Origin of the sequence: Brevundimonas sp. EYE_349 (assembly GCF_023147505.1) — a bacterium.
Classification (GTDB): domain Bacteria; phylum Pseudomonadota; class Alphaproteobacteria; order Caulobacterales; family Caulobacteraceae; genus Brevundimonas.
Genome location: NZ_JAHXPB010000001.1, coordinates 19887 through 41792 on the forward strand (window position 1 = coordinate 19887; position 21906 = coordinate 41792).

Sequence of the window (21906 nt, forward strand, 5' to 3'; positions counted from 1 at the left end):
GAAATGCGACTATTTTTCCGCCACGTGGTCTGGCTTTCCCTTGCGCTTGGTATGCGCCAGGTCCTCCAACTGACCCTCGGTCATGCTGTCGACCATGGACTTGGACGCGCCCTGCAGCTTGGATTTGGGCGTGTCGCCGCGTTTGGCCGATAAGGCGGCGCCGGCGGCCTTTTGCTGGGCTGCGGATTTTGCGGGCATCGGATGTCTCCTCTGGCGGAGACAAGCCGTCAGCCGCCCAGCAGTTCCCGCCCGATCAGGAAGCGACGAATTTCATTGGTGCCCGCGCCGATGTCGTAGAGCTTGGCGTCGCGAACCAGGCGTTCGACCGGCCATTCCTTGGTGTAGCCGGCGCCGCCCAGTGCTTGAACGGCCTCTAGCGACACCTTCACCGCGTTCTCCGACGCCAGCAGGATCGCGCCCGCCGCGTCATAGCGTGTGGTCAGCCCGGCGTCGCAGGCGCGAGCGACCGAGTAGACATAGGCCCGCGCGCTGTTCAGGGCGACATACATGTCGGCCACCTTGCCCTGCATCAGTTGGAAGGAGCCGATCGGCTTGCCGAACTGCTTGCGGTCGCGGACGTAGGGCAAAACGACATCCAGCGCCGCCTGCATGATGCCCAAGGGGCCGGCGGACAGAACAGCGCGCTCGTAGTCCAGGCCGCTCATCAGCACACCCGCGCCGCCGCCGAGCGGGCCCATGATGTTCTCTTCCGGCACTTCGCAGTCCTCGAAAACCAGTTCGGCGGTGTCCGAGCCCCGCATCCCCATCTTGTCCAGTTTCTTGGAGACGCTGAAGCCCTTCATGCCCTTTTCGATAAGGAAAGCGGTGCAACCCTTTGATCCGGCCTCGGGATCGGTCTTGGCATAGACGACCAGGGTGTCGGCGTGGGGCGCGTTGGTGATCCAGAACTTGGTTCCGTTCAGAACATAGCGGTCGCCCCTGCGATCCGCGCGGGTCCTCATGGACATGACGTCCGAACCCGACCCGGCCTCGGACATGGCCAGGGAGCCGACGTGTTCGCCGCTGATCAGTTTGGGCAGGTATTTCTGCTTCTGTTCAGGCGTTCCCCAGCGGCGGATTTGGTTGACGCACAGGTTGGAGTGGGCGCCGTAGCTCAGGCCGATCGAGGCGGAGGCGCGGCTGACCTCCTCCATCGCCACCACGTGTTCCAGATAGCCCAGGCCCAGGCCGCCGAACTCTTCCTCGACGGTGATGCCGTGCAGGCCCAGGTCGCCCATCTCGGGCCACAGCTCGCGCTTGAATTCGTTCTTCTCGTCGATCTCGGCCGCCAGAGGGGCCAGACGATCGGCGGCCCAGCGGGCCGTGGTATCGCGAATGGCGTCGGCGTTTTCGCCAAGGCCGAATTCCATGGATTGGGGCGCGAAGGGAATGCTCATGCGCAACGGGGTAGCATTGCGCACGGGTCTTCGCCAAGCGCCGTCAGTAGCGGTCGGGACGCCCCCAGCGGCGATAGAGGTTGTAGGCCGACACCCCGATGCAGGCGACCGCGATCAGAGCCAGGACCCAGGCCACCGTCGCCGTGTCGCCGCTACGCGTGGCCGAAGCGCGCTGAAAGGCGGCGGCGGCGACCCCCAGCGACACCATGCCCAGCGCGCCCATGGCGAAGAAGGTGACCAGTTCGCCCAAACCCGCGCGCCGAGACGCCTTGGCGCGGGCCACGACCTCGCGCACCCCCAGCGCCTGATCGGGCGGCGTGAAGTCGGGATCGAGCGCCGTCAGGGCGGGATCGGCGGGTGTAGGCGCGGCGGCGGCTGTGGCTTCGGCGGCCAGACCGGGGGCGGTCAGCACGACGCTGGAAGGTTCGGGCGCGAATCCGGTCGGTGCGTTCTCGACCGGCTGCCCAATCAGCGGATCATGCAGGTCGTTCGCCGCGATGATAGGGGGGGCTTCGACCGTTTGGCTGGTCAGGGGGGCGATTTCGGCGAGAGGGCCGACGGTCTTGGCGGCATAGGTCGCTTGGGCCAGCGGCGCGGGCGTCGCAGTCGTTTCGGCGGCCTCTTCGACCACAGGGAAGGGCGCCACGGTCTCGTCCAGAGCGCCGTCGACGGCGGGCAGGGCGGTCGGCGATGTCTCGAAAGGAGACGGTAGAGGCGCGGCCAGCAAATCGGCCAGGGTGACGGGGGCGCCGGGCGCGGCGTTGAACAGGGCGTGTTCGGCCGAGCGGCGGCGCGTGGGTTTTTCGGCGGCGGCGTCGTCCGCCCAAGCGCTTATCGCGGCGGCGGCCTGTCCCGCCTGGCCGGCGTTCAGTTGCGCCACCACGTCCGAGGTCGCGAACCGTTCTGCGCCTATGGAGAAGGCGAAGCTGGCCAGGGCGTCGAACTGGTGCTGGTTCAGGGGCGCCTTCACATGGTCGGCCACCGCCTTGACCACCGGCAACAGGTCGTACTGCATCAGAAGCTCAGCCTCAGCCTCCGACACCGCCGCGCCTTCGCGTGCGGAATGGGTGTGACCATAGCCGATGACCCAGCGGCCGTCGCTACGGAGCATGGCCCGAGGGCGGAACCCTTCGAAGCTCTTGATCAGAAGGACCCCTTCGCGGGAGACTCTGGTCGGTTTGGCTAGGACGTCGGACACAGGTGACCCAATTAAAGACAGGCGCGTGGCGTTCGCACCGTCCTCAGCAAGGGCCGCGCCGGACGCTGGATCGCGCCCGGTCTAGAGCAGGACCAGTGTGGCCAGACCAAGGAAGATCAGGAAGCCGAAGAAATCGGTGGTCGCCGTGACGAAGACGGCCGAAGACACGGCCGGGTCGAACTTCAGCTTGGACAGGGTCAACGGCGTCAGCACCCCTATGATGGCGGCGACCAAGAGGTTCAGGATCATGGCCGCGCCGATGACCAGGCCGATCTTCCAGTCCTCGTCCCGGAACCAGAATCCGGCAGCGACGCCGATCAGAGGCGCCAGGATCAGGCCGTTGGCCAGACCCACAACCAGTTCGCGCAGGAAGGTCCGCATGGCGTTGGCCGAGTTCAGTTCGCGCGTCGCCAGCGCCCGCACAGTCACGGTCAGCGCCTGGGTGCCCGCATTGCCGCCGATGGCCGAGACGATGGGCATCAGGACGGCCAGGGCCACGATCTGCTGGATGGTCGCCTCGAATAGGCCGATGACGCTGGCGCCCGCCGCAGCCGTGGCCAGGTTGATGGCCAGCCAGGGCACGCGACCGCGCACAATCTCTGGCACCGACGATCCGCGATCCTCGTCGGCAACACCGGCCAGACGCAGGATGTCCTCGCGGTTCTCTTCCTGAATGATGTTGACGATGTCATCGACGGTGATCTGGCCGACCAGCCGACCGCCGGCATCGACGACCGGCGCCGAGATCAGGTGGTATTTCTCGAAGATATAGGCGACCTCTTCCTGGTCCTGATCGACGGTAATCTCGTTCACCGGCTCCATCAGATCTGTCAGGGCCGCGCTGCGGGGCGCGCGCAAAAGAGCGCTGATGGCCACGCCGCCGACCGGCCGGTTGACCGGATCGACCACATAGATGTCGAAGAACAGTTCGGGCAGATCGTCGCCCTGCTTGCGGATGTGGTCGATGGTGTCGCCCACGCTCCAGAACTGGGGCGCGGCCATCACTTCGCGCTGCATCAGGCGACCGGCCGATTCCTCGGCGTAGCCCAGGCTGCTTTCGATAGCGGCCCGGTCGACCTCGGGCATGGCGGCCAGCACGCGCTCGCGCTGATCGTCCTCCAGATCCTCCACGACAGCGGCGGCGTCGTCGGAGTCCAGTTCCTGCAGGGCCTCTGCGAGGGTGCCATGCGGCACGCGCTCCAGCACCTCCTCGCGGATGCCGTCGTCCAGTTCCGGCAGGGTCTCGGCCAGAAGCTCCGGCGGCAGCCACAGGACCACGACCGCGCGATGCTCGGCCGTCAGGAAGCCCATCAGGTCGGCGACATCGGCGGGGTGCAGGTCTTCCAGCAGGGAACGCAGCCGCATCCCGTCGCCGTCGTCGGCGGCGTCCACGACTTTTTCGACGAAGGCCGGGGTGAGGACATAGTCCTCGTCCAGGGCGGCGTGGTCTTCGGTATCAGGCGCTTCGGCTGGCGCGAAGGCGTTGTCCGTGGTGCTCACGTTGTCGCCTTCCTTGGTAGTGTGTCCAGCCGGAGTTAGCCGATGAATCGCCCTGTTTAGCCAGATGGTGCGGTCGAGAAGACTCGAACTTCCACGGGTTGCCCCACAGCGACCTCAACGCTGCGCGTCTACCAATTCCGCCACGACCGCTCGCATCGGAGCGGCGGCGAATAGACGAAGCCGTTGGAAAAGGAAAGGGCGAATTGAGCGGCGTATTGAAGGCGCCGATTTCAGGCCGACCCGGCCATGAAGTCATAGACATCGGCCTGGCGGGTGACCGTGATCGCGATGCGGTCGTCGCGAATCTCGATCTCGCCGCGCGCCACGGGATAGTTGTTGGCCAGGATCCAAACCTCGTCGCCCTCAGCCACGTCCAGAGGAATCACCGCGCCGCGTCCCATGCGCAGCAGTTGCGACATCGGCAGCACCGAACGCCCCAGGACGACTGAGATTTCGACATCGACGGCGTTGATCTGGGTCACGAAAAGCTCTCGGTCACGGAAAGGCCGTCCCTTGCGGAAACGCCTTCGCGCCCACATTGAAGCCTCATGCTTGCTGAGCCGTTAAGTTCGTCCCTTCAGAAACTGCGCCTCGACGACGGCCGGCCCGTCGAATGGGCGGTGTCCGACGGCTATGTCGACTATGCCGCCGCCGAGGCCTTCATGGAGGCGCGGGTCGCGGCCATCGCGGCGGGCGAGGCGTCCGAGATGGTCTGGCTGCTGGAACACCCGCCGCTCTACACCGCCGGGGTCTCGGCCAAGGACGAGGACTTGCTGGACGCCGGCCGCTTCCCCGTCCACCGCACGGGGCGCGGAGGGCAGTTCACCTATCACGGGCCGGGGCAGCGGGTCTGCTATGTCATGCTGGACATGAACCGACGGGGCAGGGACGTGCGCTGCTTCGTGCGCGGACTGGAGCTGTGGCTGATCGGCGCCCTGTCCGACTTCGGCGTCATCGCTGACGTTCGGCCGGGCCGGGTCGGGGTCTGGGTGGAGCGCAAAGGGCCCGGCTGGTCGCGCGAGGACAAGATCGCGGCGATCGGCGTCAAGGTCCGCAAATGGGTCAGCTTCCATGGGATCAGTCTGAACGTCGAACCGGACCTGGATCATTTCGGCGGCATTGTGCCTTGCGGCATTCAGGAGCATGGCGTGACCAGTCTGGTCGATCTGGGCGTCCTGGCCACGCTGGACGAGGCGGACGCGGCGCTGCGGCGCAGCTTCGTTTCGTTGTTCGGGCCGGTGACGACCGCGAGCGCGCCGGTCTGAGCCGCGCTGCATCCCTGGGTCGCATGTGACAATGCGGCGAAATCAGGTCGTGCGGGCTTGGCAAGCCCGGGACGCATGGGGTTTAACGCTGTCCAAGCGTTTACCTTTGAGAAGACCGCAGGAAACCCCATGAACCGCATGATCGCCGCCGCATCGGCCGCCGTTCTGTCGCTGACCGTCGCTGCTGGCTCGGCTGTCGCCCAGGACTTCCGCGCCCTGGCCCAGCAGGATCTCCAGGCCGCCCACGACGCCCTCGCTGCGAACCATCCCGCCGCCGTGATTCCCGGCGCGCCCGGCGAAGCCTTCCGCAGCTGGATCGACGCGGGCCTGGCCCAGGCCAAAGGCAAGGTGGGGCAGGTCAACAGCGGCGACAGCCACGCCTATCTGATGCGCTACTACGCCAACGGTTTCCGCGATTCGAACATCGCCATCCGCCCGACCTATGAAGGTCTGGGGCCGTTCTTCGCCACCAGCTGGCCGGGCGTGGCCACGGCCTGGCGCAACGGCGAATATGTGGTCTCCTACGCCAAGCCTGGCGTGCGCAACCTTCCGCCGGTCGGGGCGACCCTGGTCAAGTGCGGCGACAAGACCGCAGCCCAGCTGGCCGAGGAGCGGCTGGACCGCTGGGAAGGCGATCTGACCACCGAGGCCGGTCGCGTCCGCACCGCGCCCTATCTGCTGTGGAACCGCAACAATCCCTTCACCGGAGGCGTGCCGTCGCTGTGCACCTTCAAGGTCGGCCGTCGCGACCGCGATTTCCAGATGCAGCCGCAGCCAGCCGACGCCGCCGGCCTTGAGGCCGCCTATCGCGCCACCGTCTATGTGCCCGGCGCCAATCCGCTGTCGATCGAGACGGTGAACGGGCGGCCTTGGATCAACGTCCACACCCTGGCGGACGACGCCGGTTGGGACGCCTTCTTCGCTTCTGTCGAGGCGCAGCTTCCCGCCATTCGCGGGCCGCAAGGCCTGGTCATCGACCTGCGCGGCGCGAACGGCGCATCGCTGAACGCCACGGGGCGCGGCTATGGGTTGGCCAACCGCATCTGGACGCCCGAGTTCACCGTCAGCCGCCAGCCTGAGGCCGGCTCGATCACCTATCGCGCCACCCAGGCCAACCGTCAGTGGTTCGTCGACACCCTGACCCGGATGCAGGCCGATCCCCGCTTCGTCGCCGAATCCGGGCCTGTGATCGAACAGACCCAGGCCATCGTCGCCGCCTTCGATTCGGCCCTGGCCGCCAATCAGGCGACCTTCACCCTGCCGGGACGTCCGTCCGTGGCCGACACGGGCGCCGCCAACCCGGTCGCCGGGCCGGTGGTGGTTCTGGTGGACGGCGGGTGCACCAGCGGCTGCCTGGACACGCTGGACCTGCTGACGCGCCTTCCGAACGTGCGGTTGGCAGGATCGGTCACGGCCGAGGATTCGATCTTCATCGAGCCCACCGTGCTGCGCCTGCCGTCGAACTATGCCGAGCTGACTTATGGCCATAAGGCCTGGACGACGCGCCAGCGCGGCAATGACGCGCCCTTCGCCCCGGCCCAAGGTCTGGCCTACACCGGCGACGCGACCGACGAAGCGGCCGTGCGCGCCTGGGTCAGAACGCTGTTCCAGTAATCTTCGCATCGTTGTGTGAGGCGCAAGGGCGGGCAGGGGTGGAACCTCGGCCCGCCCCTTCCCATTTGCAGACCATGACCGATCTCGCCGCCCACACCGAAATCCTGCACTCGCCTTCGGGCTACGATTTGACGCCGCCCGACGCCGAGGAACGCGCCCGGCTGGAAGCGGACCTGAACCCCGAAGAGAAGCGCGTCCTGCTGTCGCACGGCACCGAGGCGCCGTTCTGCGGTACGCTGCTGGGCGAAAAGCGGGCCGGCGTGTTCTGTTGCCGCGAGTGCGGCCTGCCGCTGTTCCGCAGCCGCACCAAGTTCGAGAGCGGCACGGGTTGGCCCAGCTTCACCGAGCCGGTGGACGCGACCCACGTTCACGAAATCCGAGACACAAGCTACGGCATGATCCGCATCGAGACCCAATGCGCCAGGTGCGGCAGCCACCAGGGCCATGTCTTCCCCGACGGTCCGCCCCCGACTGGCAATCGTTACTGCATCAACTCCGTGGCCCTCTCGTTCGTCGCGGAAGGAGAGCCGCTGCCGGATCCTCTGGGGCGCGGCGATGGAATCGCCTGACCATCGCGGTATTCGCCGTGCTAGGATGATGTCGAAGGGAGAGGCGAAATGCTGATTGCAGGTTTCTTGGCAAGCATGGCCCTGATGGCGCCTGGCGAGGACCCGGACGGCGTGGTCGCGACCGCCCCAACGAACGCCCCGACCCTGGCCCAGGCCATGAACGCCGCCCCCCAGGCCGCACTCTCCGCCCCGACGGCGCAGGACGCGCAACCCCATGGCATGACCACGGAACAGCAGATCCAGAACTGGATTTCGAACCGCACGCCGGGAGCCAGCTTCGAAGAGGCGCCTGCGCCTGGTCCTCAGGACGACCGCCAGATGCATGGAATGGTCGAGGCGGGTATCGGCACCGGCGGCTATCGAACCTATGGCGCGGCGGTCTCCATGCCGGTCGGCGAGAACGGACGGCTGGACCTGGCTTATCGCGAGGCGCGCAACGAGCCGTGGGGCTATGGCTATGGCTATCCGGGCCGTTATGGATTGGCGGGAGCTGGCTATTATTCGCCTTACGGCGTGCGCGCTCGGAGCTACGGCGGCGACACCACCAGCAAGTCGCTGTCGATGGGCTTCAGCTGGAGCAAGGATCGCGATTCGGATGAACGCGATCCCTACCGAGGCCGAATGTCCGCCTTCGACTGAACGGACCGGAACAACAGATCCCGAATGCAAAAAGGCCCGGCGAAAGCCGGGCCTTTTCAGTTCTCAGATGGTGCCGCCGGGGGGAATCGAACCCACGACCTCAGCCTTACCAAGGATGCGCTCTACCACTGAGCTACGGCGGCCCCGACTGAGGAAGCGGCCGTATAGCCAAACCCTTCCGGGGAGGGAAGCGGCTTTTTGACGATCTGAAAGAAAGTTTGGACATGGCCCGTGATCGCGGCATTCTGCGGCTCATGACTCGCTCTCCGCACGACGCCGTTACGCCGCCAGCCGCCGCTGCGCCCCCGTGCGTCGAATCGTCGGCCAAGGCCGAGGCCGCTCCATCGACCGCTGTCGCGCCTGAACCGGCTCAGTCCGAGGCGGCGCGCGCCAAGGCCGAGAAGGCCATGCGTATGGCCGCCGCCCTTCGCGCCAATCTGAAACGGCGCAAGGCGCCGGCCCGGACCCCCGCGGCGCCTAGAGACAGCAACTGAAAGTCATCGGCGCGTCGCCGCCCAGCCCTTTGGCAAGCGCCCGACGGCTTGCTACAGAACCCTCCCCCCGAAGCGTTTCCTTCGGGTGCGCCTAAGGATCACATGGACAGCATCGCCATTCACGGCGGCGCCCAGCTTTTCGGGGACATTCCCGTCAGCGGCGCCAAGAACTCCGCCATCAAGCTGATGGCCGCCTCGATCCTCACGGATCAGCCCTTGCTGCTGACCAATATGCCGCGTCTGGCGGACACCCGGTTCCTGGGGCAGCTGCTGCGTCAGTTCGGCGTAGAGGTGACCGAGCGCGACGGGGCCGACGGGCAGGAGAGCCTATTCCACGCCAAGGACCTGACCTCGACCTTCGCGCCCTATGATCTGGTTCGCCAGATGCGGGCCTCGTTCAATGTGCTGGGGCCGCTCTTGGCGCGCACGGGCGAGGCCAAGGTCTCGCTGCCGGGCGGCTGCACCATCGGCGCGCGTCCGGTGGACCTTCACCTGCAGGCTCTGACGGCCCTGGGCGCCGAGATCGAGTTGGAAGAGGGTTATGTGACCGCTCGCGCGCCCACGGGGCTGCGCGGCGCGGAGATCGAATTCCCCTTCGTCTCCGTGGGGGCGACCGAGCACGCCCTGCTGGCGGCGGTGCTGGCGCAGGGCACGACCGTCCTGCGTCGCGCGGCGCGTGAGCCCGAGATCGGTGATCTGGCGCATTGCCTCACGGCGATGGGCGCCAGGATCGACGGCATCGACACCGATGTCCTGACCATCACCGGCGTCTCTTCCCTAAACGGCGCGACCTGGTCGGTGATTCCCGACCGGATCGAGATGGGTTCCTACGCCGTCGCCGCCGCCATGGCCGGGGGAGAGGTGCGCCTAACCAAGGCGCGCGCCGAATTGATATCGTCTTTGACGGACAAGATGATCGAGGCGGGCGTCGAGGTGTCGCCCACCGCTGACGGGGTGCTGATCAAGCGCGATCCCCAGCAGCGGCTGAAGGCCGTTGATGTCGAGACTGCCATTTATCCCGGCTTCGCCACTGACCTGCAGGCGCAGTTCATGGCCCTGATGACGACCGCCGAGGGCGTCAGCACGGTGCGTGAAACCATCTTCGAGAATCGTTTCATGCACGTGCCGGAACTGGCGCGTCTGGGCGCCGAGATTTCCGTTCATGCGGGCGAGGCCCAGGTGACAGGCGTCGAGGTTCTTCACGGCGCCCAGGTGATGGCCACCGATCTTCGGGCTTCGATGTGCCTGGTGATCGCGGGTCTGGTCGCTGAGGGTGAAACCACGGTGGGACGCGTCTATCATCTGGATCGCGGGTTCGAGCGTTTGGAGGAAAAGCTCGGCGCGTGCGGCGCCGACATCCGACGCATCAAGGGAACAGGTGATGAGCACTGAGATCGACGCGGTTCCGCCCGTTCCCAGCACGCCGGTGGAGCCGCTGCGCCTGCTGGCGGAGGACGCCGACGATCTTCAGATCATTTCCGCCGCGCTGCAGGACGCCATCCTGCGGCCCGTCGATATCGTTTGGGAAAAGCAGGCGCGCACCCTGACCATCGCCTTCAGCCGCTTCTGCTGGGAATGCGGCGGGACGCGGGTGATGTGCGCCATGCAGTTCGGAGACGTGCTGGCGGTCAAGAGCCGTCGTCTGTCGCGCAGCCCCGACGCTTCTCTGGAGTTGCTGGCGCTGGACTTCATTCCGACCGAGACGCCCGGCGGCAAGGTGATCATGATGTTCGCTGGCGGCGGCGACCTGCGGGTCGATGTTGAATGCCTGGACGCTGTGGTCACGGATATTTCGGAACGCTGGCCAGCGCGGATCGCCCCGACTCATCTGGACGGTCACGAACTGGACGTCCTGGAGCTGGGCAAGGGGAATGCGGCATGAACGGTCCGCACAGGCTGGCTTCCGTGGAACTGGACGCCGCGACCCTGCCGGCCGCGACGGCCGAGATTGAGCATGAGCGGCGCGTCGCCATCTTCGATCTGGTGGAGAAGAACAGCTTCGAACCCCAGGGTGCACCGGGCGGCCCGTATCGGCTGAAGCTGTCGCTCCAGGACAATCGTCTGGTGTTCGACATCGACGGCGAGGATTTCACGCGCACCTACGCCATCAGTCTGACGCCGCTGAAGGGCGTGCTGAAGGACTATCTGCTGATCTGCGACAGCTATTACGAGGCGTTGCGGGGATCGTCGCCCAGCCAGATCGAATCGGTCGATATGGGCCGGCGCGGTCTACACAATGAGGGCGCCGAACAGCTGAAGTCGCGGCTGGACGGCAAGATTGTGGTCGATCACGAGACCGCGCGGCGGCTGTTTACGCTGCTGTGCGCCCTATACCGTCGCGGCTGACCTCGACTATCTCTGCGTTTTCGGGCATTAGGCCCGTCCATTCCGCCCCTCGCGCCCGCCCGGCGTGGGGTTGAACGCATTTCAGACGGGCGTGAGAGGCCGCATGGCTAAGGAAGAACTGCTCGAGTTTCCCGGCACCGTCAGCGAACTGCTGCCGAACGCCACCTTCCGCGTGACGCTTGAGAACGACCACGAGATCATCGCCCATACCGCCGGCAAGATGCGCAAGAACCGCATCCGCGTGCTGGCCGGCGACAAGGTGCTGGTCGAAATGACCCCCTACGATCTGACCAAGGGTCGCATCACCTACCGATTCAAGTAAAGGCAGGCCGACATTTCCGTGTCTGGGGCCCGTCCTGAACTTGTGCTGGCGTCGTCCAGCCCGCGTCGCATCGAATTGCTGGCGCAGGTCGGCATTGCACCCGACCATATCGATCCTGCCGATATCGACGAGACGCCGTTGAAAGGCGAAACTCCGCCGCGTCTGGCAGAACGTCTCGCTACATCCAAGGCGCAGGTGGTCGCGATGCGTCGGCCCGGCGCGGTGGTCATCGCCGCCGATACGGTGGTGGCGGTCGGCCGCCGCTTTCTGGAGAAGGCGGCTGATGAGGCGGAGGCGACCCGTTTTCTGAAACTCCTGTCCGGGCGCAATCACCGTGTCTTCACGGGCGTCGCCGTGGTGCGGGACGGGAAACTGTCCTCGCGCGTCAGCGAAACCCGCGTCGCCTTCAAGCCGCTGTCCGACCACGAGATCGCGACCTATGTCGCCACCGGAGATTGGCGCGGCAAGGCGGGCGCCTATGGCATCCAGGGGCCGGCCGGCGCCTTCGTTCAGCGAATCGTCGGCAGCCATCCGTCCGTGATGGGCCTGCCATTGTATGAGGCCGTTCAACTGCTGCACGGCGTCGGTTGGCGGCCGTGAGTGGACAGGTCGAGGTCTTCCTCGACGAAACGCCGGGCGAGACGCGCGGCGCGATCCTGCGAAACGGCCGGTTCACCCATCTTTTGATTCAGCGTGAAAGCGACGTGGCGCAGACGCGACTCGGCGCCCGTTCGATTGGGCGGGTTGTCGAGGTCAGTCCCGGCCTCCGCGGCGCCTTCGTCGATTTGGGCGCCGGGGCGCCGGCCTTCCTTCCCTTCAATCGCAATGATCGCCTCACACAGGGGCAAAGGCTCGAAGTCGTCGTGTCAGCGGAACCGCGATCCGGCAAGGGCGCCGTCGTTCGACGTCTGGGGCCGGGGGAGGGGGCGCCGCGCCTGATCCAGAAAGCGCCAAGGGTCGCTGACCAGCTGCGCGGGCTCGCGCCTGGCGAGGAATCAGTCGCCGGGATCGCCGCCATCGACGCGGTCATTGATGCCGAGGAGGAGGCGCTCGCGCGAACGCATCAGTTTCCGACGCATGGCCTCGATCTCTCGCTGGAGCGCACCCGCGCCCTGATCGCCATCGATATCGATCATGCTCCGACGCCCGGCCGCGACCCCAAGCAGGCCAGGGCGACGGCGAATCGGGAAGGGCTGAACCAGGCGGCGCGCCTGATCGGCCTGCGTCGTTGGGGCGGCTTGGTGATCGTCGATCTTATCGGAGACGGGCGCGACGCGGCGGCCCAATCCGAGGCGGTTCGCGCCGCCTTCGGCCATGAGGCGCAGGCGGTGTTCGGCCCCGTCAGCCGGTTCGGCTTGCTGGAGCTATCTTTGCCGTGGCGCCAAACGCCGCTGGAGGACGTGCTTCTGGACGCCGATGGCCGGCCTTCGCTTCAGACCCGGGCGCTGTCGTTGGTGCGCAGGCTGCGGCGACATCTCTTGTCCGACAGGGCCGCGCCCCGCATCGTCGCACGTTGCACGCCTGAGGAAGCGGCCATTGCGGCTCCGCTGGCCGAACGTCTAGGGCCTCGCGCCGGTGTTCGGCCGGACGCCGCCATCGCCGCCGGGCGTGGCCATATAGAAGAAATCTGAGCGATGTCGATCTGCCCCATATGCCGCAAGGCCCAGCCTGATCCCAAGTACAAGCCCTTCTGCTCGCGCCGTTGTTCCGAGGTGGATCTGCAGCGCTGGTTCAGCGGCGCCTACGCCATTCCCGCCGCCTTGGACGAGGGCGCCGAAGATGATGACGAAAACGATGGATTGGGCGCTGGACAGGCGCAAAAGCCTCCCCTATAGACCCGCCTCTCGCGACGCCGCGTCGGCGCCTGGATAGCTCAGCTGGTAGAGCAGCGGATTGAAAATCCGCGTGTCGGTGGTTCGAACCCGCCTCCAGGCACCATTCTTTATTTCTCAAATCGCCACCCCTTGCTCAGCCTGCTTTAAGCACGCTTTCGCGCTTCATCTCGGAAGGCCGGTGCGAAGTCGGCAGGGACGATCCGTCGCGATTTGTGCAATTCCGGCAAGAAACAGCCGAGGGATCGCGCTTTGGAACAAGCTTGCTCTAACTGACGTGCGCCCTTCATCAAAATGTCGCGCGGCAACGCTTCAATGCGTGCCGTGGGCGAAACTTTTCTCTCGCGCTCTTGCGGAGTTAAAAGCCGTCCTTGTCCCTTGACGCTCCGGTAAGGGTTCTTCAAAGGGGTTGAGACGCCTTCCGACGAAGGCGTTAATGCGAACGGTCGAGGAGTTGCTCTGCGGCGGTTCGTACATCGGAGGCGGCGCGGGCGACCGCATCGGCCTCCACCAAAGATTTCAGCGGATCTTGATCCTCGAGGGGGACGGGGTGCGCTGAAGGAAACATTTCAGGTTGGGGGGCGGTCGCTGACTATGGCCGCACCTTTGGTTCCACGAGTCAGACCAAGCAGGAACTGGCGAACTATGCTGAACAGCAAAAAGACGAACATCCTTCTCGCCATGGCCGGCGCCGCCGCGCTGATGGCGAGCTCGCCGGTTCTGGCCCAGGCCCCGGCCGAGCCGACCCCGGCTGCCTCGACTGCGGCCCCCGCCGCTACCCCGGCCGATCCCGCGACGGTGAACGAAGCCGTTGGCGGCGGTCACCACGGCGGCGGCATCACCCCGATCTCCATGTTCATGGAAGCCACGGTTGTCGTTAAGGTCGTCATGGCCGGCCTGCTTCTGGCCTCGATCCTGTCCTGGACGCTTCTGCTGATCAAACTGTTCGAGTTCGGTTCGCTGAACCGCAAGACGGACACCTTCCTCGAGAACTTCCGCGGCGCTCGCACCATCGCTGATATGCGCGCCGTAGCTACCCAGGAAGAGTTCGACGGCAACCCGCTGGCCGACATGGCCGCCGCCGCCACCGAGGAAATCGAACTGTCGCGTCAGTCTGGCCTGTCGGTCACCGGCGATCACCTGGACTCGGCTCTGGGTCGCGCTCAAGCCGCTGTCGCCGCCGTTCAATCCGGTCTGGCCAAGCGTCTGTCGGGCGGCCAGCAGTTCCTGGCGTCGGTCGGGTCCATCGGGCCGTTCGTCGGTCTGTTCGGCACCGTTTACGGCATCATGAACTCCTTCATCGGCATCGCGGAATCCAACACGACCAACCTGGCCGTCGTTGCGCCGGGTATCGCCGAAGCCCTGCTGGCCACGGGTATCGGCCTGTTCGCCGCTATCCCGGCCGTTGTGTTCTACAACTACTTCAACACCCGCATCGCTGGTTACGGCACGCGCGCCGACGGCTTCGCCGCTGAGCTGCTGAACGGCATCTCGCGTCAGCTCGACAAGGGGGCGTAAGACGGATGGCCGCCAAGATTAAATCGGGCGGCGCTGGCAATGTGGTCGAGGCCAACAGCGATATCAACGTTACGCCTTTCGTTGATATCATGCTGGTCTTGCTCATCATCTTCATGGTGGCGGCTCCGCTAGCTTCCGTGTCGGTGCCCGTCGAGTTGCCAATCGCCGTCGCCAAGGCGGCCCCGAACCCGCCCAAGCCGGTCTATATTTCGATCCAGAATGACGGCGACGTCTATGTGGGCGACTTCAAGACCGACGTCGGATCCCTGGGTGAAGATCTGCTGAAGCAGATCGGATCCCGGAACCCGGCCGATGAGCGGATCTTCATTCGGGGCGACCAGAACACCCGTTACGGCGATTTCATGCAGGTCATGAATGCGCTGCAGGATAACGGCTTCTACAGCGTTGCACTGGTCGGCGAAGACCAGGCGACGAGCTAGAGCGCGGAGATAGTATGACAGACGTCGAATATCATCGCAGTCGTTACGACGTACCAAAGGCCAAGGGCTTCATGGGGGTTTCCTACCCCGTGCTGATCGTGTGCCTGCTGGTCGTCTCCATCCTGTTCGCCTTGCTGATCTTCTTCCTGCAGCAATCGAAGTTTAAGCTGAAGGAATTCAATTACGTCGACGAGTCCGTCGAGGTCGAGTTGGTCGAGCCGGTTCCACCGCCTCCGCCGCCGCCGCCCCCGCCGCCTCCGCCGACGGATCAGCCGCCCCCGCCTAAGCTTCAGGTGCGCGTGCCGGCGCCGGTTCCGAACGTCACGCCGCCTCCGCCGGTGAATATCACGCCGACGAAGAAGGAAGACCGGGTGGAATACACGGGTCCGCCCGTGAACATTCCCGGACCGCCGCCGCCGCCTGCTCCGCCGGCTCCGGTCCGTCCGTCGACGATCACGAACGTCCAATGGGCGCGCCAGCCGCGTCCCACGGCTGACGATTTCCCGGCGCGCGCGCTGGAACGTGAGATCAGCGGATCGGCCACCGTCGAGTGCACCGCGCGCTCCAACGGGTCTCCGGCCAACTGCCAGGTGATCTCGGAAGAGCCCGCCGGCATGGGCTTCGGTCGCGCCGCTGTTCGCGTGGTTCAGCGTGGACAACTGTCCCCGCGGACCGTCGACGGCGCCGCGCAGGACGCGACCTTCCGCGTGCGGGTTCCGTTCAACCTCGGTTGAGCCAAAAAGCGATCAAGACGAAACGCCTCGGAGAGCGATCTCCGGGGCGTTTTCTTTTGGTCGGGAGTGGACGGAAATCTCCTGACGAAATCGCACGAAGTCGCTTGATCGCATCGGTCAGGCCCGGTAGAGAACGCGCCTCGCGATGAGCGGGCCGCCTTAGCTCAGTTGGTTAGAGCGCCGGTTTGTGGAACCGGAGGTCCTCAGTTCAAGCCTGAGAGGCGGTACCATTGCAAAGCGCGGTCAGGCTTGAAGCCGGCCGGTGCAGCAACCATCTCCTGACCATCGGCGCATTGGCCGATCCCCAACATCGTCAGGAGAGCGCGAATGAAGATGCGCAAGCTGGGCCCGAACGGACCCGAGGTTTCGGCCATCGGCCTGGGCTGTATGGGCATGAGCGCCTTTTATGGCGCCGCGGACGAAGCCCAGTCGGTGTCTGTCATTCATCGCGCTCTCGATCTGGGGATCACCCTTTTCGACACGGCCGAAATGTATGGGCCGCACACGAATGAGGTTCTGGTCGGTCAAGCCCTCAAGGGGCGTCGGGACCAGGCCTTCATCGCGACCAAGTTCGGCATCAACTACAACGAGGATCGCAGCCGCCTGATGACGGATGGCAGCCCAGCGAACGTCAGGCGCGCCATTGAAGGCAGCCTTCGGCGTCTGGGCGTCGATCACGTCGATCTCTACTATCTGCACCGCGTGGACCCGAACACGCCGATCGAAGAGACCGTCGGCGCGATGGCCGAGTTGGTCAGAGAGGGCAAGGTTCGTTTCCTGGGTCTCTCGGAGGCGGCGCCGGACACATTGCGCAAGGCCCACGCGACCCATCCGATCACGGCCCTCCAAACGGAATATTCGCTGTGGAGCCGTGAACCGGAGGACGAACTGTTCGCCATGACCCGCGACCTGGGCATCGGCTTCGTGCCCTACAGCCCGCTGGGACGCGGTTTCCTGTCCGGAGACATCAAGTCTGTCGATGATCTGGACGCCGATGACTTCCGACGCAGCAATCCCCGCTTCATGGGCGAGAACTTCCAGAAGAACCTGGATCTGGTCGAGGCGGTCAAGGCCATCGCGGCCGATAGGGGTGTAACCGCCGCCCAACTGGCCCTGGCCTGGGTGTTGGCGCAGGGCGAAGATCTGGTCCCCATTCCCGGCACGCGCCGCATCGCGACGTTGGAGCAGAATGCGGGCGCCGTTGACCTCGTGCTGTCGCCGGAAGACCTGGCCCGCATCGACGCCGTCTTCCCCAAGGGCGCGGCCAGCGGGCATCGCTATGCCGAGGCGGCGCGGGCGGCCCTGAATCGTTGAGCGCCAGGCATCGGAAATGAAAAGGCCCGGTCGGATCGCTCCGGCCGGGCCTTTCGTCTGTCTGGAGACGAGACCTACTGAATGCGGGTCCAGGTCTGGGTCTTGCATAGCGGAGCGACGATGCAGCCGCGCAGGCGCAGGGTATTGTCGTTGGTCATGGTGATGGTGCCGCGATAGGTGCCGCCGTCGGCCGGATTATAGACCGAGCCATTGCGCCATTCCGTCGGCCCACCGGTGAAACCCGTCAACATGGGCAGGTTGCGCAGGGTGCGGTTCCGCTGAGCGGCGTCACGGTTGCGCTCATCGCGGGCGTTGCCGTCGGTGCGGATGTGATCAGACGTCACCAGCGTGCCGCAGAGGGCCTGACCGCACCGCGCGATGCGAACCTGCCCGCCATTGGTCGGGGTCTGCCACAAGCCCGTGGGGTCGCCGGCCAGGGCGGGCGTGGCGAGCGCGCCGGTCAGCGCGGCGGCGGCCATCAAAATCTTGATCTTCATCGTGTTTCCTTTGTTGCCCTGTCTTCGATCGATCGGCGTCGATCATTGAGCCGCAGGTTGATCCTGCTTTCGGTTCAAAACAAGGCTGAAAACGACGGGGATAACCAATGAAAACCGGACCTTAGGTCAAGTTAGGCTGAAGATGCGGCGAGTTCGCGCGCGGTCTCCGAAAAGGTCAGTCGATCATCGCCAGCCATTCGTCCTCGGTCAGCACCCGGACACTGTGCTTTTCGGCGTCCTTCAGCTTGGACCCTGCGCCTGGACCGGCGACGAGGTAGTCGGTCTTTTTGGATACAGAGCCTGAAACCTTGGCCCCCAGGCTTTCGGCGCGAGCCTTGGCCTCGTCGCGGGTGAAGCGCTCCAGCGCGCCGGTGAAGACCACGGTCTTGCCCGCCACGGCGGTGTCGGACTGGGGCCGTTCGGCGTCGACGATCTGGGTCAGTTCGTCCTCGAGGGCGGTGACGACCTCAAGATTGTGAGGCTCGTGAAAGAAATGGGCCAGGGCCTCGGCGGCGACGGGCCCGACGCCGGTGACGCCGGCGATTTGGTTCAGCATTTCGGAGGGGCCTTCCTGGCGGGCTACGCGGGCCAGTTCGACCAGGCCCGACCAGTCGTCGGTCAGTGTCGCCAACGCGCGTCGGGCCGGGGCGGCCATGCCGGGAAAGGCCTGGGCGATCTTCATGTCCAGGGTGGCTTCTGGCCAGGGATCGGCGGAGGGCGGCGTCGCCTCGGCCATCAGGGCCAGGACGCGCGGCGAGATGGCGTGGGCCCCGGCCAGCGCGCGCCAGGCCGGGGATGGAATGCCCGATGCGGCCTGAAGACAGGCGGCCTTCAGCGCCGACCAGCTTTCGAACGCGCGGGCCAGAACGATGGAGGTCTGTTCGCCGATGTCGCGCACGCCCATGCCGAACAAAAACCGGTCCAGCGAGATCACGCGCCGGGCCTCGATGCCGGCGACCAGGTTGCGGATGCTGGTCTCACCGTATCCGTCGTCCCGCTCCAGCTCGGCCAGCCGATCCGCGTCGCGCGCCAGGCGGAAGATGTCGGCGGGCTCCTTGATCCAGCCGCGCGCATGGAAGGCGACCAACTGCTTTTCGCCCAGCCCCTCGATGTCGAAGGCGCGGCGGCCGACGAAATGCTTCAACCGCTCCACGATCTGGGCGTCGCAGATCAGCCCGCCGGTGCAGCGCCGCTTGACCTCGTCTCCCTCCCGCACCGCTTCCGAACCGCAGACCGGGCAGTGATCGGGGAAGACATAGGGAACGGCGTCGGCCGGTCGCTGATCCAATTGGACGCCGAGAATCTGAGGGATCACGTCGCCGGCGCGTTGCAGGCGCACCGTGTCGCCAATGCGGACATCCAGACGCTGGATTTCATCCTCGTTGTGCAGGGTGGCGTTGCGCACGACCACGCCGCCCACGGTCACCGGGTGCAGCCGAGCGACGGGGGTCAGAGAGCCTGTGCGGCCCACCTGGATGTCTATGCCCTCCAGCACCGTGGTCGCCTGCTGGGCCGGGAACTTGTGGGCGATGGCCCAGCGGGGGCTGCGGGCGACGAAGCCCAGGCGGCGCTGCCAGTCCAGCCGGTCGACCTTGTACACCACGCCGTCGATGTCATAGCCCAGGGCGGCCCGGTCGCGCTCCAACTCCCGATAGACGGCGATCAGCCCCTCGGCGCCCTCGACCCGGCGCGAGCGGTCGTTGACGGGAAAGCCCCAGGCCCTGAGCTTTTGCAGGGCCTCCCACTGGGTCGCGGCGAAGTCGCTGGAGTGTTCGCCCCAGGCGTAGGCGAAAAAGGTCAGGGGGCGTTTGGCGGTGATCCGCGCATCCTTCTGTCGCAGCGATCCGGCCGCGAAGTTGCGGGGATTGGCGTAGGTGCGCCGTCCCTCGGCCTCGGCCGCCGCATTGAAGGCGTCGAAGGCGGCGTTGGGGGCGTAAACCTCGCCGCGCACCTCGATCCTGTCGGGCCAGCCGTCGCCGTCCAGGGTCTGGCGCACCGCCGCAATGGTCTTCAGATTGGCGGTGACGTCCTCGCCGGTGCGGCCGTCGCCGCGCGTGGCGCCGACGCTGAGCTTGCCGTCGACATAGAGCAGGTTGGCGGACAGGCCGTCGATCTTGGGTTCCGCCACGAAGGCGATGGGTTCGTCGGCCGGCAGTTTCAGGAAGCGGGCGATCCGGGCCACGAAATCGCGCACCTCGCCCTCGTCGAAGGCGTTGTCCAGCGACAGCATGGGTACGCCATGGCGCACCTCGGCGAACTGGCTGGAGGCGGCGGCGCCCACCTTGTTCGACGGCGAATCCGCGCGGATCAGATCGGGAAAGGCGGCCTCGATGGCGGCGTTGCGGGCGCGCAGGGCGTCATAGTCCGCATCGGAAATCTCGGGCGCAGCCTCGGCGTAGAGGGCGTCGTGACGCGCCATTTCCGCGGCCAGCCAGGCCAGTTCGTCCGCCGCCGCATCGGGCGTCAGGTCTTCAGGGGCGGGGAGCGAAGGATTCGTCGGGGCCATTCGTGTGCCTTATCATCTGTCGGCGGTCGCGTGCATCGTCGTGACTGCGAACGAACGGCTGACGCGGGGTTCGGCTGCCGCTAGGGTCGCGCGGCCTTCACGGAGTTCGCATGATCCGCCCGACCGCCTATTCCCTTCTATTGGCCGCTCTGCTGATCGGCGGCTGCACCCCGGTTCCGCCGGCAACCGTCGCCAGCGCGCCGCCGGCGCCCGTCGTCAACAGTCCCTTGCTGGAGGATGTGCGTATCCTGTCCGGCGACGACATGCAGGGGCGCGATACGGGCTCGGCGGGCGGAGAGCGGGCGCGGGCCTATATCGTGTCGCGGCTGGAGGCGATGGGGGTTCAGCCCGCATCCTTCGGTCGGCTTCAACCCTTCGAGGCGCCGGGCCGTACGCGCGAGGGCGTGAAGCGGTTCAGCGGCGTCAACATCGTCGGCCTGATCCCCGGAACGCGCGTGGCGGATCGCTATATCGTGGTGACGGCTCACTACGATCATGTCGGCATGAACGACGGCCAGATCTATCGCGGCGCGGACGACAATGCGTCGGGCGTGGCGACGATGCTGGAGTTGGCGCGGCGGCTGAAGGCCGATCCGCCGGAGCACAGCGTGCTGATCGTGGCCCTGGACGGAGAGGAGCGGGGGCTTCTGGGCGCGCGGGAGTTCGTTAAGGCGCCGCCCGTGCCGCTGTCGTCCGTCAGCCTGAACCTGAACTTCGACATGACGGCGCGTGCGGAGACCGATGGACATCTGTGGGTCACGGGCGGCTATCAGCACCCCGATCTGCGCCGCATACTGGAGCCGACCCCGGCGCAAGGGGCGGTGTCCTTCGCCTTCGGCAAGGACACGCCGCAGGACACGGGCGAGAACAACTGGGTCGAGGCGTCGGATCACGCCGCCTTCCACGCGGCGGGCGTGCCGTTCCTCTACATGGGCGTCGACTATCATCCCGATTACCACCGGCCCAGCGACACCTTCGAGCGGATCGATCCGGCGGTCTTCACCAATGCGACCGAACTGGCCATCGCGGGCTTTCACGCCCTGGACAAGGCGCTGGACCGATGAGGCGTCTGCTCGCAACTGTTGCTGTGCTGGCTCTGGTCGCTGTCGGCGCCTGTGAACGCCGCGAGGACCATCCTCGGCCGCAGGGCGGCGGGGACCCCGCCGTGTTTCGTCACGACCTCAGCGGCGATATGTCGGGCGAGTACCGGCCAACTGAAGCCGCTGGATCCGCCGTCGCCTCGCTGTTCATCGGCCAAGAGACGGCGTTCGCGGCCTGGGAGGCTGGGGATCGCAGCGCGCCGCCCCTGATCTTGATGCTGAACGGGCCTCAGGGCGAAATGCGGGTTCTGCCGGAGACCTATCGCATAACGGATGCCGCCGTGCGGATGACCGGCGTGACGCCACAGGGACAGGTCGAGATTGAAGCGCGCATTGATCAGGGCGCGCTGGCGACCGCACGCCGAAACCTGGGCGATCGGACCGTAGTCATTTCAGGAACCGTGCAGGCTGGCGGCCGACGATCACCTGTCGCTCTGACGGCCTGGAACGGCGACTGACTAAAGCAGGATGCCGACGATCAGATAAACGCCGCCCGCGATCAGCGCCCAGAGCAGGATGCTGAACCCCGCCAGTATCGCTACCGTCAAACGGCCCGACAAACGGGGTCCGACGGACTGGACGCGGGCGTGTCGCTGGCCCATCCAGGGCCTTTGATCGCCA

General features: G+C 66.1%; 26 protein-coding genes and 4 tRNA genes. 20 read left to right on the plus strand and 10 right to left on the minus strand.

Going from position 1 to position 21906, the window contains the following annotated elements:
• Positions 1-9: 9 nt before the first annotated feature.
• The 6 genes from KZX42_RS00145 to KZX42_RS00170 all read right to left on the minus strand — a co-directional run bounded on the left by KZX42_RS00145 (position 10) and on the right by KZX42_RS00170 (position 4634).
• On the minus strand, positions 10-198 hold the full coding sequence (locus tag KZX42_RS00145) for a DUF3008 family protein (RefSeq protein WP_248115954.1): 189 nt from the start codon (positions 196-198) through the stop codon (positions 10-12).
• A gap of 29 nt (positions 199-227) precedes the next feature.
• Positions 228-1397: an isovaleryl-CoA dehydrogenase gene (locus KZX42_RS00150; RefSeq protein ID WP_248115957.1), complete on the minus strand. Its 1170-nt coding sequence runs from the start codon at positions 1395-1397 to the stop codon at positions 228-230.
• Between the two features lie 43 nt (positions 1398-1440).
• Positions 1441-2508 (minus strand): lysozyme, encoded by a 1068-nt coding sequence (locus tag KZX42_RS00155; protein WP_248115961.1) that lies wholly within the window; start codon positions 2506-2508, stop codon positions 1441-1443.
• Between the two features lie 168 nt (positions 2509-2676).
• The gene (gene mgtE, locus KZX42_RS00160; RefSeq protein WP_248115963.1) at positions 2677-4095 is read right to left on the minus strand and encodes a magnesium transporter; all 1419 of its coding nucleotides are present in this window, start codon (positions 4093-4095) and stop codon (positions 2677-2679) included.
• Between the two features lie 65 nt (positions 4096-4160).
• Positions 4161-4245: transfer RNA gene (locus KZX42_RS00165), tRNA-Leu, on the minus strand.
• Between the two features lie 80 nt (positions 4246-4325).
• On the minus strand, positions 4326-4634 hold the full coding sequence (locus tag KZX42_RS00170; protein WP_248115964.1) for a FliM/FliN family flagellar motor switch protein: 309 nt from the start codon (positions 4632-4634) through the stop codon (positions 4326-4328).
• Positions 4635-4643: 9 nt separating this feature from the next.
• Here KZX42_RS00170 and lipB point away from each other — a divergent pair, with 9 nt between their 5' ends.
• The 4 genes from lipB to KZX42_RS00190 all read left to right on the plus strand — a co-directional run bounded on the left by lipB (position 4644) and on the right by KZX42_RS00190 (position 8182).
• The gene (gene lipB / locus KZX42_RS00175) at positions 4644-5360 is read left to right on the plus strand and encodes a lipoyl(octanoyl) transferase LipB (protein ID WP_248115966.1); all 717 of its coding nucleotides are present in this window, start codon (positions 4644-4646) and stop codon (positions 5358-5360) included.
• Positions 5361-5489: 129 nt separating this feature from the next.
• Positions 5490-6974, plus strand: a complete 1485-nt coding sequence (locus KZX42_RS00180; RefSeq protein WP_248115968.1) for a hypothetical protein — start codon at positions 5490-5492, stop codon at positions 6972-6974.
• Between the two features lie 74 nt (positions 6975-7048).
• Complete coding sequence (gene msrB / locus KZX42_RS00185; RefSeq protein WP_248115971.1) at positions 7049-7543, plus strand: peptide-methionine (R)-S-oxide reductase MsrB; 495 nt, start codon at positions 7049-7051, stop codon at positions 7541-7543.
• A 48-nt stretch (positions 7544-7591) separates the two neighbouring features.
• Positions 7592-8182, plus strand: coding sequence for a hypothetical protein (locus tag KZX42_RS00190; RefSeq protein ID WP_248115973.1), 591 nt, complete (start codon positions 7592-7594; stop codon positions 8180-8182).
• A 68-nt stretch (positions 8183-8250) separates the two neighbouring features.
• On the opposite strand, the gene KZX42_RS00195 is transcribed toward KZX42_RS00190, so the two are convergent.
• A tRNA-Thr gene (locus KZX42_RS00195) sits at positions 8251-8325 on the minus strand.
• A gap of 81 nt (positions 8326-8406) precedes the next feature.
• Here KZX42_RS00195 and KZX42_RS00200 point away from each other — a divergent pair.
• From KZX42_RS00200 to KZX42_RS00265, 14 genes are all read left to right on the plus strand, one after another.
• Positions 8407-8676 (plus strand): hypothetical protein, encoded by a 270-nt coding sequence (locus KZX42_RS00200; protein WP_248115976.1) that lies wholly within the window; start codon positions 8407-8409, stop codon positions 8674-8676.
• A gap of 102 nt (positions 8677-8778) precedes the next feature.
• Entirely contained in the window at positions 8779-10068 is a 1290-nt protein-coding gene (gene murA / locus KZX42_RS00205) for a UDP-N-acetylglucosamine 1-carboxyvinyltransferase (RefSeq protein WP_248115978.1), read from the plus strand.
• On the plus strand, positions 10058-10558 hold the full coding sequence (locus KZX42_RS00210) for a DUF2948 family protein (protein WP_248115980.1): 501 nt from the start codon (positions 10058-10060) through the stop codon (positions 10556-10558). The genes murA and KZX42_RS00210 overlap by 11 nt, the downstream gene beginning before the upstream one ends.
• The gene (locus KZX42_RS00215) at positions 10555-11022 is read left to right on the plus strand and encodes a UPF0262 family protein (protein ID WP_248115983.1); all 468 of its coding nucleotides are present in this window, start codon (positions 10555-10557) and stop codon (positions 11020-11022) included. The genes KZX42_RS00210 and KZX42_RS00215 overlap by 4 nt, the downstream gene beginning before the upstream one ends.
• A gap of 103 nt (positions 11023-11125) precedes the next feature.
• The gene (gene infA / locus KZX42_RS00220) at positions 11126-11344 is read left to right on the plus strand and encodes a translation initiation factor IF-1 (RefSeq protein ID WP_008261544.1); all 219 of its coding nucleotides are present in this window, start codon (positions 11126-11128) and stop codon (positions 11342-11344) included.
• Positions 11345-11362: 18 nt separating this feature from the next.
• Positions 11363-11944, plus strand: a complete 582-nt coding sequence (locus KZX42_RS00225; RefSeq protein ID WP_248115986.1) for a Maf family protein — start codon at positions 11363-11365, stop codon at positions 11942-11944.
• The gene (locus KZX42_RS00230) at positions 11941-12975 is read left to right on the plus strand and encodes a ribonuclease E/G (protein ID WP_248115989.1); all 1035 of its coding nucleotides are present in this window, start codon (positions 11941-11943) and stop codon (positions 12973-12975) included. The genes KZX42_RS00225 and KZX42_RS00230 overlap by 4 nt, the downstream gene beginning before the upstream one ends.
• A gap of 3 nt (positions 12976-12978) precedes the next feature.
• Positions 12979-13179: a DNA gyrase inhibitor YacG gene (gene yacG, locus KZX42_RS00235; RefSeq protein WP_248115991.1), complete on the plus strand. Its 201-nt coding sequence runs from the start codon at positions 12979-12981 to the stop codon at positions 13177-13179.
• A gap of 27 nt (positions 13180-13206) precedes the next feature.
• Positions 13207-13282: transfer RNA gene (locus KZX42_RS00240), tRNA-Phe, on the plus strand.
• A 539-nt stretch (positions 13283-13821) separates the two neighbouring features.
• Positions 13822-14694: a MotA/TolQ/ExbB proton channel family protein gene (locus tag KZX42_RS00245; RefSeq protein ID WP_248115993.1), complete on the plus strand. Its 873-nt coding sequence runs from the start codon at positions 13822-13824 to the stop codon at positions 14692-14694.
• 5 nt (positions 14695-14699) lie between these two features.
• A complete protein-coding gene (locus KZX42_RS00250) occupies positions 14700-15134 on the plus strand; it encodes a biopolymer transporter ExbD (protein ID WP_087119214.1) in 435 nt (144 codons plus the stop codon).
• Positions 15135-15148: 14 nt separating this feature from the next.
• Positions 15149-15868, plus strand: coding sequence for an energy transducer TonB (locus KZX42_RS17175; protein WP_282438737.1), 720 nt, complete (start codon positions 15149-15151; stop codon positions 15866-15868).
• 153 nt (positions 15869-16021) lie between these two features.
• Positions 16022-16098, plus strand: a tRNA-His gene (locus KZX42_RS00260).
• A gap of 97 nt (positions 16099-16195) precedes the next feature.
• Positions 16196-17182 (plus strand): aldo/keto reductase, encoded by a 987-nt coding sequence (locus tag KZX42_RS00265; RefSeq protein ID WP_248115995.1) that lies wholly within the window; start codon positions 16196-16198, stop codon positions 17180-17182.
• Positions 17183-17256: 74 nt separating this feature from the next.
• On the opposite strand, the gene KZX42_RS00270 is transcribed toward KZX42_RS00265, so the two are convergent.
• Both KZX42_RS00270 and ligA read right to left on the minus strand, forming a co-directional pair.
• The gene (locus KZX42_RS00270; RefSeq protein ID WP_248115997.1) at positions 17257-17679 is read right to left on the minus strand and encodes a DUF2147 domain-containing protein; all 423 of its coding nucleotides are present in this window, start codon (positions 17677-17679) and stop codon (positions 17257-17259) included.
• Positions 17680-17854: 175 nt separating this feature from the next.
• On the minus strand, positions 17855-20185 hold the full coding sequence (ligA, locus tag KZX42_RS00275; protein WP_248115999.1) for an NAD-dependent DNA ligase LigA: 2331 nt from the start codon (positions 20183-20185) through the stop codon (positions 17855-17857).
• Between the two features lie 110 nt (positions 20186-20295).
• On the opposite strand from ligA, the gene KZX42_RS00280 reads away from it, so the two are divergent.
• Both KZX42_RS00280 and KZX42_RS00285 read left to right on the plus strand, forming a co-directional pair.
• Positions 20296-21249: a M20/M25/M40 family metallo-hydrolase gene (locus KZX42_RS00280; RefSeq protein ID WP_248116001.1), complete on the plus strand. Its 954-nt coding sequence runs from the start codon at positions 20296-20298 to the stop codon at positions 21247-21249.
• Positions 21246-21743, plus strand: coding sequence for a hypothetical protein (locus KZX42_RS00285; RefSeq protein WP_248116003.1), 498 nt, complete (start codon positions 21246-21248; stop codon positions 21741-21743). The genes KZX42_RS00280 and KZX42_RS00285 overlap by 4 nt, the downstream gene beginning before the upstream one ends.
• Here KZX42_RS00285 and KZX42_RS00290 read toward each other — a convergent pair whose 3' ends face one another.
• The gene (locus KZX42_RS00290) at positions 21744-21887 is read right to left on the minus strand and encodes a hypothetical protein (protein WP_248116005.1); all 144 of its coding nucleotides are present in this window, start codon (positions 21885-21887) and stop codon (positions 21744-21746) included.
• Positions 21888-21906 lie beyond the last annotated feature (19 nt).